General features: G+C 63.0%; 14 protein-coding genes. 12 read left to right on the forward strand and 2 right to left on the reverse strand.

The genetic code is table 11. The features are described from left to right. Positions 1-162 precede the first annotated feature (162 nt). The 11 genes from VFA60_03355 (at position 163) to VFA60_03405 (ending at position 12841) form a co-directional block, all read left to right on the forward strand. Positions 163-930, forward strand: a complete 768-nt coding sequence (locus tag VFA60_03355) for an electron transfer flavoprotein subunit beta/FixA family protein (protein HZQ90808.1) — start codon at positions 163-165, stop codon at positions 928-930. A gap of 27 nt (positions 931-957) precedes the next feature. Then, positions 958-1233 carry a hypothetical protein gene (locus VFA60_03360; protein ID HZQ90809.1) on the forward strand — a complete coding sequence of 92 codons (276 nt, stop codon included), beginning with the start codon at positions 958-960 and terminating at the stop codon, positions 1231-1233. A gap of 22 nt (positions 1234-1255) precedes the next feature. After that, positions 1256-2245 carry an electron transfer flavoprotein subunit alpha/FixB family protein gene (locus tag VFA60_03365; protein HZQ90810.1) on the forward strand — a complete coding sequence of 330 codons (990 nt, stop codon included), beginning with the start codon at positions 1256-1258 and terminating at the stop codon, positions 2243-2245. A 161-nt stretch (positions 2246-2406) separates the two neighbouring features. Continuing rightward, positions 2407-4116: an electron transfer flavoprotein-ubiquinone oxidoreductase gene (locus tag VFA60_03370; protein HZQ90811.1), complete on the forward strand. Its 1710-nt coding sequence runs from the start codon at positions 2407-2409 to the stop codon at positions 4114-4116. A 941-nt stretch (positions 4117-5057) separates the two neighbouring features. Then, positions 5058-6689 (forward strand): hypothetical protein, encoded by a 1632-nt coding sequence (locus tag VFA60_03375; protein ID HZQ90812.1) that lies wholly within the window; start codon positions 5058-5060, stop codon positions 6687-6689. A 129-nt stretch (positions 6690-6818) separates the two neighbouring features. Further along, the gene (locus VFA60_03380) at positions 6819-7349 is read left to right on the forward strand and encodes a hypothetical protein (protein ID HZQ90813.1); all 531 of its coding nucleotides are present in this window, start codon (positions 6819-6821) and stop codon (positions 7347-7349) included. 294 nt (positions 7350-7643) lie between these two features. After that, entirely contained in the window at positions 7644-8873 is a 1230-nt protein-coding gene (gene nadA / locus VFA60_03385; protein ID HZQ90814.1) for a quinolinate synthase NadA, read from the forward strand. A gap of 88 nt (positions 8874-8961) precedes the next feature. After that, positions 8962-9387: a DUF2203 domain-containing protein gene (locus VFA60_03390; GenBank protein HZQ90815.1), complete on the forward strand. Its 426-nt coding sequence runs from the start codon at positions 8962-8964 to the stop codon at positions 9385-9387. Positions 9388-9784: 397 nt separating this feature from the next. Then, positions 9785-10405, forward strand: coding sequence for an Ig-like domain-containing protein (locus VFA60_03395; GenBank protein HZQ90816.1), 621 nt, complete (start codon positions 9785-9787; stop codon positions 10403-10405). A gap of 15 nt (positions 10406-10420) precedes the next feature. Beyond that, the gene (locus VFA60_03400; GenBank protein HZQ90817.1) at positions 10421-11524 is read left to right on the forward strand and encodes an ATP-dependent 6-phosphofructokinase; all 1104 of its coding nucleotides are present in this window, start codon (positions 10421-10423) and stop codon (positions 11522-11524) included. A gap of 141 nt (positions 11525-11665) precedes the next feature. Beyond that, positions 11666-12841 (forward strand): SH3 domain-containing protein, encoded by a 1176-nt coding sequence (locus VFA60_03405; protein HZQ90818.1) that lies wholly within the window; start codon positions 11666-11668, stop codon positions 12839-12841. Between the two features lie 229 nt (positions 12842-13070). On the opposite strand, the gene VFA60_03410 is transcribed toward VFA60_03405, so the two are convergent. Then, entirely contained in the window at positions 13071-13469 is a 399-nt protein-coding gene (locus VFA60_03410) for a hypothetical protein (GenBank protein ID HZQ90819.1), read from the reverse strand. A 113-nt stretch (positions 13470-13582) separates the two neighbouring features. Next, positions 13583-14266, reverse strand: a complete 684-nt coding sequence (locus VFA60_03415; protein HZQ90820.1) for a Crp/Fnr family transcriptional regulator — start codon at positions 14264-14266, stop codon at positions 13583-13585. A gap of 322 nt (positions 14267-14588) precedes the next feature. Here VFA60_03415 and VFA60_03420 point away from each other — a divergent pair, with 322 nt between their 5' ends. Further along, complete coding sequence (locus VFA60_03420; GenBank protein HZQ90821.1) at positions 14589-14816, forward strand: hypothetical protein; 228 nt, start codon at positions 14589-14591, stop codon at positions 14814-14816. The last annotated feature ends 4 nt before the right edge of the window (positions 14817-14820 follow it).

Consider the following 14820-nt stretch of genomic DNA (forward strand, 5'->3'; position numbering starts at 1 on the left):
CTCCGCGCTGGGCCTTCTTTTGCGTGCCTGGCGGCGCTGTCGCGCGGCCTCTTCGACGAGCACCGGCGCATCCCACCGATCAAGGTTGCGGGTCATTTATACTGCCGGGTTGGTTTGTGACTCCGGGCCCCCGCCTGTCAGCTTCGCTTGCGAGGTTCACGATTGAAGATCCTGGTGTGCATGAAGCAGGTCCCGCAGAAAGACGCTCCCCTGAAGCTCGAGTCGGGCGCGTGGGATCGCGAAAACGTGTCCTATGAAGTGAATGAGCCCGACGCCTACGCGCTCGAAGAGGCGCTGCGCCAGAAGGAGAAGCACGGCGGCGAAGTGGTGGTGATCACCGCCGGCCCGGCGCGCGCGCAGCAGGTGCTGCGCGAGGCGCTGGCCAAGGGCGCCGACCGCGCCATTCATCTGGAGGACGTGGTTTTCGCCGGCCTCGACGCCGGCAACGCGGCGCGCGCCCTCGCGGCCGCGATCAAAGACGAAGGCTTCGACCTGATCTTCACCGGCCTGCAATCGGACGATTACGGCTACGCGCAGACCGGCGTGATCCTGGCCGAGCTGCTGGGCTGGCCGCACGCGACGATCATCATGCACATCGAGAAGAACGACGCCGGCATTCGCGTGAAGCGCGAGCTGGAAGCCGGCTACTTCCAGTACGTGCAGATGCCACTGCCGGCCGTGCTCACCATCCAATCGGGCATCAACAAGCTGCGCTACGCCACGCTGATCGGCATCAAGCAGGCGAAGAACAAGCCATTGCGCAAGGTGACGCTGGCGGAAGTGCAGTCCGCGATCGGACCGAACAGGCAGCAGATCGAAAAGCTCTACGTGCCGCAGAAGACGAAAAAGACCGAAGTGCTCGACGGCGCGCCCGCCGAGGTGGCGAAGAAAATAGTGGAGAAGCTGCGCAACGAAGCGCGCGTGCTGTAAAGGGTGACGAACCGCAGTGGGGGCAGTATGGGCCTGGCAAACAGAACACCGCAGCAGGAACCGGAGCGAATTCACCTTGTCGAAGGCAGGCAACGCCGCGAACTAAGGGGCCAGCGCAACACCGTGGCCGGCTGGCTGCTGGTTGCGTTCGCCGTGCTGGCGGCCATCTTTGTGCCGCAGGACGTCCGGTTGGGAGGCGTAGGCGTCCTGGTGGCCGCAGGAGTCCTGGGACTGATTGGCCTCGGACTAGTTGCGCTCGGCGCAATTCAACGCGGCGACGCGATGACGCGGGACCAACAGTAAGTCCAGTCACGAAAGGCAGAGCATGGCAGACAACATCCTGGTGGTTGTCGAGCAGCGTGAGGGAAGACTGAACCGCGTCTCCTACGAGACGATTGCCGGCGCGCAGGCCATCGCCGCCGACACCGGCTGGACGCTGGAAGCCGCCGTGGCGGGCAGCGGCGTGGGCGCCGTCGCCGGCGAAGTGGCGGCGAAGAAAGTGGCGAAAGTGTACGACATCGAATCGCCGCGCCTGGCGCCGTACACGCCCGACGGGTTCACGCACGCGCTGAAGCAGTTCATCGGCGAGCGCAAGCCGAGGCTGGTGCTCATGCCGCACACCTACCAGGTGCGCGACTTCGCGCCCCAGCTCGCCACGGCGCTCGGGAGCACGCTGATCAGCGACGCGACCGGCTATAAGAAGGATGGCGACCGCCTGCTCTTCGTCCGCCAGATGTTTCAGGGCAAGTTTGCCGCCGACGTCAGCTTCACCGGCGAGCCGCCATGGTTCGCCACCTTCCAGGCCGGCGCCTTCCGCGGCGACAAGGCCGAAGCGGGCGCGAACGCCGCGCCCGTCGAAACGGTGAACGTGGAAGTTCCTGAAAATGTGATCCGCACCAAGCCGGAAGCAGTCTTCAAAGAAGCCAAGCAGGCGGTGGACCTGACGCAGGCCGAGATCATTGTCGCGGTCGGACGCGGAATCAAAGAGCAGAAGAACATCGCCATGGCCGAGCAACTGGCGCAGGCGCTGGGCGGCGAGATTGCCGCGTCGCGTCCCATCTGCGACTCGGGGTGGCTACCCATGGACCGCCAGATCGGGTCTTCCGGCCAGACGGTCGCGCCCAAGCTCTACCTGGCTTTGGGAATTTCCGGCGCGATTCAGCACATTGTCGGGATGAAGGGCGCGCGCACGATTATCGCCATCAATAAAGATGCCGACGCGCCGATTTTCGAGATCGCCGACTACGCCGTGGTGGGGAACCTGTTCGACATCGTGCCGCCGCTGACGGAAGAAGTGAAGAAAGCGAAAGGATAACGTTTCGAGGTTTCAAGGTTTCGGGGTTTCGATGCCCTTGTGTCGGAGGCGATTGCTTTGGGACATTCCTACAAGGACTTGCCGGTCTGGGGAAAGGGTCGCGAGTTGGGGATCGAAACGTATCGCCCTACGGCTACGTTCCCAAAGCATGAGAAACCTGAATGATCGTTTTCCGCAAACCTCTGGCCGGAATCGAGCGCCCGCAGATGGAGGCCGACGTGGTCATCGTCGGCGGCGGGCCGGCGGGGCTGGCGTGCGCGTTGCGGCTGGCGCAGCTCATTGACGCGCACAACGCCGCGCATCCCGGCGCGCAGCTCAGCAAAGAGAACATTTACGTGCTGGAGAAGGCGCGCGAGATTGGACAGCACTGCCTGTCGGGCGCGCTGCTCGATCCGCGGTCGATGCGCGAACTGCTGCCGGGCTTCGAGAAAGAAGCGCCGCTCGACGCCGAGGTCACGAAGGAAGCTGTTTACTTCCTGACGGAGAAATCGAAGTTCAAGTTTCCCATCGCGCCGCCGCCGCTGCGCGACCACGGCAACTACGTGATCTCGCTGAGCCGGTTCACCAAGTGGCTGGGCGAAAAGGTCGAGCAGGCGGGGATCACGCTGTTCACCGGCTTTGCGGGAAGCGAGCTGCTCATCGAAGGCCAGCGCGTGGAGGGCGTGCGCACCGACGACAAGGGCGTGGACAAGCACGGCGAGAGGAAAGCCAACTTCGAGCCCGGCTACGACCTGAAGGCGAAGATCACGATCCTGGCGGAAGGCACGCGGGGGTCGTTAAGCAAGCAACTCGTTAGCGCATTCCAGCTCGACCGCGATCGCAATCCGCAGACCTACGGCGTCGGCGTAAAAGAGTTGTGGGAGGTCCCGTCGGGGCGCATCGCCGCCGGGGAAATCATGTACACCTTGGGCTGGCCGCTGACCACGAAGGAATACGGCGGCGCGTGGATTTATGGCGCGAAAGACAACATCGTGTCGCTCGGCTTTGTCATCGGCCTCGCTTATCCCGACCCGCGGGTTGATCCGCAGCACGTTTTGCAGAATTTCAAGACGCATCCGTTCGTGGCGAAGCTGCTCGAGGGCGGCAAGATGGTGCGCTACGGGGCCAAGTCCATGCCCTACGGCGGCTGGTACGCGGTGCCGCCGCTGGCCGGCGACGGATGGCTGATCCTGGGCGACTCGGCCGGACTGGTGAATTCGCAGCGGCTGAAGGGCATTCACCTGGCCATCAAGAGCGGCATGCTCGCGGCTGAAACGGCGTTTGAGGCGATGCTGGCGCAGAATTTTTCCGCCGGGCAGCTCGCGACGTATCAGAAGAAGGTTGAATCGAGCTGGATCAAGGATGAGCTGTGGAAGGTGCGCAACTTCCACCAGGGATTCGAGCACGGCTTCTGGCGCGGCATGCTTCACGCCGGCATCCAGCAGTTCACCGGCGGACGCGGCCTGCGCGCGCGCTATCCCGCCACCGCCGGGCACAGGCGAATGAAGAAGCTGGCTGATGTTGGTTCGGCGGCCGATCCTGAGAACGACGGCTGGGCCAAGGGCGACGGCAAGCTGACCTTCGACAAGCTCACCGACCTTTACTACTCCGGCACCAAGCACGAAGAAGACCAGCCCGCGCACCTGGTGATCCACGACACCAACATCTGCAACACGCGCTGCGCCACCGAGTACGGCAATCCCTGCCAGTACTTCTGTCCTGCCAACGTCTACGAGATGGTCAAAGCATCGGACGCGCCCGCGGCGAAGCAGATCCACTTGAATCCCTCGAACTGCGTGCACTGCAAGACGTGCGACATCATGGACCCGTACGAGATCATCACCTGGGTGCCGCCGGAGGGCGGCGGCGGGCCGAATTACGACGGCATGTGAGCTTCGGCATAAACAGTAGCTGTCGCTACAGCAAGCACCGCATTACGAGAGATTCGCGAATCGAGAAGGCCTGGATTCGGAATATGGTGATTACTGTTGACAAGCTTGCATCTGAGTGCTACTACCTCGCCTACTAGTAGTTCTTAGGAGGTTCCTGATGCCGACCCCTAGAGGATTCCGAGGGTGGCAGGATTTTGTTACTAGCACTCGCTAGTATTTCGGCTACTGCTCAAAATGGAAAGTACACAAGACTGCAAAATAATGGGAAGAAGCTTTCCTCGACTCCAGTCTCGCAAAGAGTATTGCTATTTGAGTTTACGCTCCCATCTGGCAAAGCTGGTAAGTTCCTGATTGATGAGGGCGGAATGGCAAAATTCGGTGACCTCCAGACGGGGTATGCCTTTGCTCTGGTGCCATTGATCACAGACGTGTCGAAAAAGGCCGCTTCTCTAACGGTGTATCGTCTTTCGCAGGACGAGAGCGGAAATGAGTCAATTCAACCTCTCGACCATTTCGACACAACGGTGGATAATCCTGTCTTTACAAGTGGCGTCGGAAAGACTCAAATCCGGCTCATTTCTGTCGGGGAGCCGGGAGCGACCCTAGTGCCGGCACTCACCCCTGCACAGGGGGCAAGAGCTGATCGCCGCAGTGCTGCCCGCCGGCTTATTGGGCACGATCTGCCTCGAAAGGTATCGAATCGGGTTCGGATTGCTGCTTGGAATGCGGTCAGGAATGGGCGTGCGCAATCTGCGTCTGGATGTCGTGCGGATGCTGTTGCGACCCGCCGAGGAACTGCATGCAGCCATAGAAGTCAGGCACGTAGCGGTGAGTTCGAATCCGCGATAGTTTCCGCCATTCGTGTGAGTGTTCGCAAACATTGCCGATTCCGACGAGCATCGCTGATTTTTCTGGCGGGGCTCGGCTCCTTCTTTATTCCTATGCGAGCCGCGCCGACGCAAGTCCCGAGTCAGGCGGGCGGTGGGCACAAGCGACCACCGGAGAGCACGCGGGCTCCCAGCACTGAATTATCGAAGGACCTGCTGGCAAAGTCCGAAACCCAAGCGCGCGCCTTGCCTCCCGCGATGCGCTCTCTTGCCTTGGCGCAGATCGCCGCAGCAGAGGTGCTCTCTGAGCGCGATCATGCTGTCTCGCTTCTGCGAGAGGCGTTCCTCGCGGCGACGTCAATTCAAGATGACCCAACCGCGAAGGATTACCTGCAAGATCTCATACTACAAGCCCTTATTCCCCTAAACCAAGCGGCGGCTGATGAGCTCACCCAGCAGGCTGAAGAGCGACCGCGGCGTGCGGCGCTCGGGCTTCTGATGGGGCAGGCAGCGCGACATCACCAATTTGATCGTGCGCTCGACATTCTTAATCGCCTAGCGGGCGAGCCAGGCGACTTTCCTTACCAGAGGGCGACCGAGCTCATGATGGCGATCCCGGCGGAACGGAACGCCGACCGGGTATTCGTATTCGGCCAAGCCTTCAATCACTACAAAGGAGAGCCGGCGGCCACGAGCATGCACGTCACCGGTGAGACGTTCTCCCGTATGCTGGCGCGCTTCTGGAACTGGCTGCCCAAGGCCATGGTACTCGAAGCGATCGAGGAGATCCTGGCCAAGGCCAAGAAGGCCGACGGGGAAGAAGGCGTACAAGTCACGGCGGCAACAGCCGAGGGCAGTGCTTCGTTCAATTCCTATTATGAATACTGCCTCTTTGAGGTATTGCCTGTCCTGCGCAAACTCGATCCACAGCACGCGGACAGCTTGCTCCGCGATACCGCGCAACTCCGGCCTGTGATCGAGAAGTATGCGAATGGCTTACAGTCGCTCGATCCCACAATCCGCGACACGCCGCTCGGCCCTGGAGAACACAGCAGCCTGAACGTTGGACTGCTGTTGAAGGCCAGCCACCAAGGGAGTGACGGGCTGGTCACACCTTTCAATACAGACGCCCAGGTTCGATCCCAGTACCGCGCGGAGGTTGCGCGAATTATCGAGGCAAGCAGGTCGAATCCAATGCAAGCATTGGCGCGAGCCGATTCCCTGCCGGAGGTGATAACCGGATATTGGGCAAGGGCAGCGGCCTTGCAAGGCATTGCCGGCGTAGCCTTGAAGTCAGATCCTTCCGCAGCTTCGTCCGCGGTTGGCGAACTCAGAAGACTTGCCGGGCATGTCGAAAGCCAGTACCTCCGTGCGACTTTTCTGATCTCGGTAGCTGATCTGTATCTCACGCTGGGCAACAGGGATGCTGCTCAGGAGGCGATCCAAGACGGGACCAAGTGCGCCCTGGCGCTGTATGACAAGGACAAGAATCCCGACGATCCTAATAAGGCAATGAAAGCATTCTGGCCTTCGACGGCTGTGTGGAGATTATTTATCGTGCTAGCCAGCCGGATTTCGCTGGAGGCTGCAAACGAAATCATCGACAGCATCCGGGACGACGACATCAGGATCAGCGAGCGGGTGGCGCTCGCCGTTGCTTTGGCAGGCGCCACCCCAAGGAGAAACGTAGTAATCGTGAAGACCAAGGGAAGCATGAGTCAGACCACGCTCGACCTTCCGGAGTAATGCCTGCTGCGATCCCCAGGCGCACATCATTTTCTGTGCTCTCTAGGTGAATATTCAGGCAGGCGCATCGTGGTTAAGCGGCATCCAACACTGAACCATGCTCAAACCTGCCCAGGTTTTTGTCACAGTTTGCATAGTCTCACTTTCCGTCGCCGCCACGCGCAGGGTCACGAAATCGCGCTCACCGGCGGCGGGCTCTTCGCCTCCAACCAGAACTTCAACGTTGACGCCAGCGCCGCCATCGAAGGCAGTTACGCCGGGCGCCTGGCACACATGCCGTTGGCCTCGATTTACGGTGAGGTCCCGCTCGCCTGGGGATTCAGCAACGCCGCCACGATTGCGAACGTCCCGGCGGCGCTCACGCGCGAGTGCTCGTCTTTCTTCTTTGCGCCGGGACTCAAACTGAAGCTCGCGCCTGAGTTTCCCCTCTCACCGTACCTCACCGTCGGCGTCGGTTTGGGGCGCTTCCATCAGTCCGGTAAGTCGGACACGACCACGGTGGCGCAGTACGGGGGCGGCGTTGACATGAAAATCCTGCCGTTCGTAAGCCTGCGCGGCGAGGTGCGCGACTACAACTCCGGCGTGCCCGATTTCGGCCTGCCCGCCAGCGGACGCCAGCACAATGTGCTGGTGACGGGCGGGCTGGCGCTGCGGTTCTAACACCCGAAGACTCCAACGCAGAGGACGCGGAGGACGCAAAGGAAAACCATTTCAACAAATCTGCCGATTCGAATCTGCGGGCTTGTGAATGTCTTCTTTCGGCGTCCCTCTGCGTAGCCAGCGTCCTCTGCGTTCAAAGGCCTTGCGCTTCTTGCATCTTCTTCTCTGGATTTGCGAGAATATAGTGTTCCTTCAGCCGATTGGAGCGGTCTGGGCGGGCCCGGAATTTCGAGTCTCGGGCGGGCCGCGGGACATCTAATTGGTTGAGATAACGCTGTCGGCTACAACAACCCCGTGGCTAGGGCCCGCAAGGGCGGCGTAGCCACTGAGCCGGCGGATGCTTTCAACATCCCCGTTTCCGGGCGGCCGCGAGCCGCGCCGGGACTGAAGGCGGCAAATAAATTGGCGACCCCTGCAACAGTAGCTTCTGCTTGCCGGCTGGACAACTACCTTGTCCTGCCCGACGAATCCATGGACGCCCGCATTCACACGGCGCGCGAGCGCCTGGGCTCCGACGCGGTCATTCTTGGCCACCACTATCAGCGCGACGAAGTCATCAAGTTCGCCGATTTCCGCGGCGACTCCTACCGTCTGTCGAAGGTGGCTTCGCAGGCCGGCGGGCGCTACATCATTTTCTGCGGCGTGCACTTCATGGCCGAATCGGCCGACGTGCTCGCGCGTCCCGGGCAGCAGGTTGTGCTTCCCGACCTGAACGCCGGCTGTTCCATGGCCGACATGGCCGAGATCACGCAGGTGGAAGACTGCTGGGAGCAGCTCGTCGCGGCCGGCGTGACCAACGACGCGGGCGAGGGCATTACGCCCATCACCTACATGAATTCTTCGGCGGCGATCAAGGCGTTTTGCGGCGAGCGCGGCGGCGTGGTGTGCACTTCGTCGAACGCGCCTGGCGCCATGCGCTGGGCGTTTGCCAAGACCCCAAAAGTTCTGTTTCTCCCCGACCAGCACCTGGGCCGCAACACCGCCTACCGCATGGGCATTCCGCTTACAGACATGGTGGTGTGGGACCCGTTCATGATCGGAGGCGGCGTTTCGCCCGACCGGCTGCGCGCCGCCAACGTCATTCTGTGGAAGGGACACTGCTCGGTCCACCAGCGCTTCCTGCCCGAGCACGTGGACGCGGTGCGCCAGCGCTATCCCGGCATCCGCGTGATCGTGCATCCGGAGTGCCGCTGGGAGGTCTGCGAGAAGGCCGACGGCATCGGCTCCACCGACAAGCTGAGTAAGATGATCGCCGAAGCGCCCGCCGGAACGAGCTTCGCCGTCGGCACCGAAATCCACCTGGTGAATCGCCTGGCGAAGGAGCACGCGCGCGACGGCAAGAAGGTGATCACGCTCGACGACTCCGGCTGCCTGTGCACGACCATGTTCCGCATCTCGCCGCAGCACTTGTGCTGGGCGCTGGAGAACCTGGCCGACGGCAATGTGGTGAACCGCATCACGGTGCCGGCCAACGTGAAGCGCTGGGCGCGCGTGGCGCTGGACCGGATGCTGGAAATTCAATGAGCCGGCACTTAGCATTTGGCGCCTGGCATTTGGCCGCGCGAGGCCGTGCCTGGGCCAAATGCTAAGAGCCAATTGCTAAGAGCTCGTTGTGTCTGACGAACGCACATTTACGCTGCCGGAAGCGCAGGCGCTGCTGCCGGTGCTGGAGTCGCTGCTCAAATCGGCCATCGCCAGCAAGAAGCGCATGGAAGAAGTGCAGGCCGAGATGCAGCAGCTCTCCGGCCGCATCTTCCTGCTGGGCGGCGTCCGGGTTGACTTGCCCGCCGTCACGCGGCGCAAGGCCGAGGGCGAAAAGGCGGCGCACCGGCTGAAGGACACGCTCGACGAAATCAGTGCCACCGGCGTGCAGGTGAAAGACCTCGACGTCGGCCTGCTCGACTTCCCCTGCCGGGTAGACGGCGAGATCATCCTGCTCTGCTGGAAGCTGGGCGAATCGGCCATTGAGCACTGGCACGGCGTGAGCGAAGGCTTCGCCGGGCGCAAGCCGATTGACGACAAAATCAGGAGCGCCTAGGCCGGCTTCCCGCTCCCCGGCAAAGCGCTTTCCGCTTCTCACTTCTCTGCCAAGTAGGGGTCACTCCGGCCCGCGAGGCGAGCGGCACGGAGCGAGGCGATTACGTGTCGCTCGCTTCGCGAGCTTTCCGCGTTGGATCCGCGGACCCACAGCCTACGCTGTGGGCCACTAAACTGCCGCTGGCTTCGCCAGCTGTGTGCGCGGCAAATCGGCCCGCGCAGAGAGGACCGCGGCAGTGCTCGCCTGGAGCTTTCCGGGTTGGATCCGCGGACCCACAGCTTACGCTGTGGGCCGCTAAACTGCCGCTGGCTTCGCCAGCTGTGGGGAGAGCGGGCAGAGGGAAGCGGCGTCACGCAAGCTGCTAAAATCATTTCGTTCTTCTCACGTGACGAACCCGATGCGCTCCCCCCGCCTCACCGTCGTCCTGACGATCGCGGCCTTGCTTCTGCTGGCGGCCTGCGGCGATTTCTTCGTCTCCAATGACACCGTGACCGCGATTGCGGTCACGCCCGCCAATGGCCTGCTGAAGCCGGGGGCCACCCAGCAGTTCACCGCCACCGCCACGCTGGCCAACGGAAACACCAAGGACGTGACCAGCAGCGCGACGTGGAGTTCGTCGAACACGAGCATTGCGACCATCTCGAATTCCGGACTGGCCACGGGCGTCGCCCTGGGCTCCACCACGATTGCCGCGTCGGTCCCGGCCAACGCCACCAGCAACAGCAAGGTCAACGGTCAGACCACCCTCACGGTGAGCAACGCCACGATTCTCACCGTCACGCTCACGCCGGCGAATCCGGTGGTGCGCGTGGGCTCCACGCAGCAGATGAGCGCCGTGGCCACGCTCTCGGACAACAGCACGCGCGACGTAACCAGCACCGGCGCCTGGTCGAGCAGCGCGCCAGCCATCGCCACGGTGAACGCATCGGGACTGGTGACCGGAGTGGCCGCCGGCACGGCGGTCGTGAGCGTCACCGTGGGCACAATTACCGCTTCCACGCCGGTCACGGTTCAGTGACAATAGCTGCCGGAGATGGCAGCCGAAGCTGACAAGATCCGCACCATCGGCATCACCACCGGCGGCGGCGACTGCCCTGGACTGAACGCGGTCATCCGCGCGGCGGTGAAGTGCGCCATTCTGAAGTACGGCTGGCGCGTGATCGGCATCCGCGACGGATTCGATGGCCTCATCTGGCCCGAGGAAAAAGCGCAGGCGCTCGAACTGAAAGACGTGAGCGGCATCCTGCCGCGCGGCGGCACCATCCTCGGCACCACCAATCGCGGCAATCCCTTCAAGTACATGGTCAAGGAAGATGGCCGCGAGGTGGTGCGCGATTATTCCGACGACGTGATCCGCAACGCGCGCGCCCTTGGGCTGGACGCCATCATCGTGATCGGTGGCGACGGCACGCAAGCCATCGGGCTCGACCTGTTTCGCCGCGGGCTCAACATCGTCGGCGTGCCCAAGACGATCGACAACGATCTCAGCGCCACCGACGTCACCTTCGGTTTCGACACGGCGCTGCACACCGCCACCGACGCGGTGGACAAGATCCACACGACGGCGGAATCGCACCATCGCATCATGATGGTGGAGGTCATGGGCCGCGATGCCGGCTGGATCGGCATCGAGGCGGGCATCGCCGGCGGCGCACACGTGATTTTGATTCCCGAGATTCCGTTCACCATCAAAAAGGTCTGCGAGTTCGTGGAGATGCGGCAGCGCAGCGGCAAGCACTTCACCATCATCGTGGTGGCCGAGGGCATCCGCCGGCCGCCGGACCTCGACAGCGACGCGCCCGAGAATGAGCGACGCTCCAAGCCGCGCCTGAGCATGGCCAGCCTGGTCGGCGACGCCGTCGGCCGGTGCTGCCGGCGCGAGGTCCGCGTCACCGTGCTGGGACACATTCAGCGCGGCGGCTCCCCCTCGCCCTTCGACCGCATCCTGAGCACGCGCTTCGGCGTGGCCGCCGTGGACCTGATCGCGCAGCGCAAATTCGGGCAGATGGTCTGCCTGCGCGGCGCCTCGATCGGATCAGTCGACGTGGCGGAAGCCGTGGGCCAGCTGAAGAAAGTTGATCCCAACGGCGAACTGGTGCAGGTCGCCAGGGCGATTGGCGTTTCTTTCGGAGACTAAACCCAGGCTTCACGTTTCCCGTTTCACGTTTCACGTCCGCTCACGCCCAGCGATGGCCCGAGTGTCGCTCACACAGCCAGCAGCCCTCGCCTGAGAACCGGGAACCGGCAACTCGGGTTATAGTGACGTTGAGAGCGCGCCGTGACTTCCGTTCATTCAAGAAAGGCTGGCTTCGGCTCGGTCGCGGTCTGTCTGCTGGCGATCGTGCTCGTGGTCGGCTGCCGCCGCGGCCTGGAGACGCAGAAGGAGTATGCCTGGGTATCGGCGCCGCAGGTCACGCTGCGCGATCGCGTGGCGGCGGTTTACAACCGCGTCGGCATGCTGAAGAACGGCGAGCGCGTAGAGGTGCTGGAGCGCGCCAAGCGCTTCGTCCGCGTGCGCACCGAGTCGGGACAGGAAGGCTGGGTGGAGCAGCGCTACCTGGAGTCGCAGCAGGTTTATGAGGGTTTCCAGAAGCTGGCGCGCGAAGCCGCCACGGCGCCCGTCCAGGGCCACGGCGTGACCCGCTCCACGCTGAACATGCACGTTACGCCCGAGCGCGAGAGCGACCACCTGTATCAGCTCAAGGAGGGTGAGCGCGTGGAGCTCATCCGGCGCGCGACGGGCGAGCGTCCGGGAAGGCCCGGCGCGCCGGTAACGCCGGCCACGTCGCCGGGAAAGAAGAATGCGCCGCCTGTCCCGCCGCCGCCGAACCTGGAGGACTGGTGGCTCATTCGCGACTCCGAGCGCCGCGCCGGATGGGTGCTGGCGCGCATGGTGGACCTCGATGTCCCGCTCGACATCGCGCAATACGCGGAAGGCCAGCGCATCGTGGCGGCGTTTGTCCTCAATACCGTGGACGACCCCGATTACGACCCGAAGAAGGAAGAGGCGCAGCGCGCTTGGGACCGGCCGGAGCCCGGGGGAGGCGTGAGCAGCGCCGTCTCGGCAGCTGCCAAGCCGCAGGACACCGCCAGCGCCGGCCACAAAGTGCCGCAGTACCTGGTGCTGCTTACCGAGCCGCGCGATGGACAGCCATTCGACTACAACCAGGTGCGGGTCTTCACCTGGAACCTGCGCAAGCATCGCTATGAGACCGCCTACCGCGAGCGCAACCTCTTCGGCATGCTTCCGGTGCGCACCGGCAGCGAGAATTTCGACAAGGAAGGCACGCTGCCCACCTTCACCCTGAATGTGCAGGGCGTTGACAATCAGCCGGTGGCGCGCAAGTACAAGCTCAACGGTCCGATCGTGCGCCGCGTGCTGGCTCCCGGCGAGACCGCGAAGCCAGCACGTCCGCTGCCCCGCGCCGCCGGCAAGCGCGGCAGCAGGTCATGACCGGACACTTCGATTTACTTCCAGGCAACGGAGCAATTCCGTTGCTAGTTTTTTCTCCAGAATCGGGGCGGCAGGAACAACGCGGCAAGGAACAACACACCGAGCACCGCCAAGACCATGAGCGCCGGATCGCTGTAGTCGCTGATGTTCATTCGAGCCGGGTTGGCCTCAAATCCTCAGCGCGCCATTTCCGCCGGACCTGGTCGGGCAGGTGAAGAGGCGCACGGCGTTACCTTCCGGCGGACTTGCCGTGGTCTTTGCCGGCGCGCTTGGCCCTTTCAAGGGCCTGCATCGGCGCGCCCTGCATCGCGTCGACCAGGGGCGGCCACAGCAGCGCCGTGAGCTGATTCGTTGCAGTGTCGAATTCGAGCTTGAGGGTGAGTTCGCGTGGGTGCAGCGAGCGGTACAGCATCGCCCAATGAATCAGCAGTGTCGCCTCAGCGGGTGTGAGCCTTCGGCGCAATCCCAGTTGCAGGTCGCCATTGCCAGGAATGCGGCGCAGGATCTCCTGCGCGAGTTCGTGCCGGATGTGCCGCGGGACCTCCGATGCCGTCCTGAACTCGTGAAGTTCGGGCGAGCGATAAGCGAGCCCTAGGCGCTGGGCGCCGCCGCGCTTTGCAACCACCACGGGTCACCTCGAAGCGGGAGCTGGAATCGCTAATCGGCGGAAGTCTGTTCCACTTTGGTGGCCCTTGTCGTTGCCCGCGGGCAAAGCAGGCACCAGACATCGCAACCCCCGGCTCACAATTCCTCCCGAAGGCCCCGCTCGGAGAGCACGATCTTGCCGCGCACCTTGCTGAGCAAGCCTTGGCGCTGCCATCGGCTGAGTATCCGGCTGGCGGTGTATTGCGATACCCCGGTGATCGCCGCCAGTTCGTGGTTGCGGATGTCAATCTCCACACCTTGCGGTTTGTGCATCCCGATGCGATGGGCAAGGTCCAGGAGGGAATACCGGATGCGGTCCTCGGCGCTGCGCGTGAGCATCAGCGTCCGGCCCAGGGTCAAATCGGCAAGGAACCCAATGGCGACCTGAAGTGAATTTTCGACCAACCTGGGAAACTCGGCCTTCATTCGCAATACGTTGGACCGCTCCCAAACGATCACCTGGCCGGGTCGGGTCATTGCCAACGTCCCCACCGCGGCCGTTTGCGGAACTAAGGTGCGAAGCCCCGCCACTTCGCCGGATGTGAACCAGCGCAACAGGATTTCCGCGCCAGCCTCGGTCACGAGCGACAACTTCGCCATTCCGCTCAACAGCACGAAGAGGCGCGTCACCGGGTCTCCGTGCGTGAGCAGAACTTCTCCGCGAGTTACGCGCCGGATCTCTCCGTACTCCATGATGCGGCGCACCTGGACGTCGGTGAGTCCCTCAAACAGCGGGGAAGAGCGTGCCAGGATCCCGGTTTGTGTTGCCGCCGCCGTCACCCAGCTGACCGGGCAAAGTTTTCTTGCTTCACAGTGGCCGCCTTTGTAAGTTTCGACCCACGAAGTTACGCAAAACGACAGACCCACGCTTTGCGCACGAGCAAAACCCTGCCGGTACTTTGGTTACCCCGCCGAAGGCAACGTTGTTCGATGCGAGCAGGGGCTTAATCGATGCAGCGGCGCGATTTAGTTCCACTTCTTAGCTTACTCGAATGGGCGTCGTTTCATGGTTTCCGAGCGTAGCTGATTTGGGTACCTTGGTAATTTTTGCAGGCATCGGCAGGCGGCGGGCGGGAATCCAAGTGGGCTGAGGAGCCCCACGATGGCGGAGAAGGTAAAGCGACTGGGCCTGGAGCGGGACTACAAGTCGTATCTTTACTTTATCGACGGCAGCGGCAACGTCGCCCGCAAGTCCAAGTCAGGCAAGGGCGCAAGCGAAGTGCTGGTGCCCAACGCCGTGGAGCGGGACAACCGCTACCTGTACTTCATCGACAAGGATGGCGACGTCTCCCGCTCGCCGCGCGCTTCTCGCACCCGCAGCGCCGCCTGAACCC

The sequence above is a fragment of the Terriglobales bacterium genome (genome assembly GCA_035651995.1).
In the GTDB taxonomy this organism is placed as follows: Bacteria; Acidobacteriota; Terriglobia; order Terriglobales; family Acidobacteriaceae; genus DASRER01.

Coding starts and splice junctions, on each gene's coding strand:
- VFA60_03375 (HZQ90812.1), top strand. CDS start 5,058: ATGCGAGCCGCGCCGACGCAAGTCCCGAGTCAGGCGGGCGGTGGGCAC.
- VFA60_03400 (HZQ90817.1), top strand. CDS start 10,421: ATGGCAGCCGAAGCTGACAAGATCCGCACCATCGGCATCACCACCGGC.
- VFA60_03395 (HZQ90816.1), top strand. CDS start 9,785: ATGCGCTCCCCCCGCCTCACCGTCGTCCTGACGATCGCGGCCTTGCTT.
- VFA60_03365 (HZQ90810.1), top strand. CDS start 1,256: ATGGCAGACAACATCCTGGTGGTTGTCGAGCAGCGTGAGGGAAGACTG.
- VFA60_03360 (HZQ90809.1), top strand. CDS start 958: ATGGGCCTGGCAAACAGAACACCGCAGCAGGAACCGGAGCGAATTCAC.
- VFA60_03370 (HZQ90811.1), top strand. CDS start 2,407: ATGATCGTTTTCCGCAAACCTCTGGCCGGAATCGAGCGCCCGCAGATG.
- VFA60_03420 (HZQ90821.1), top strand. CDS start 14,589: ATGGCGGAGAAGGTAAAGCGACTGGGCCTGGAGCGGGACTACAAGTCG.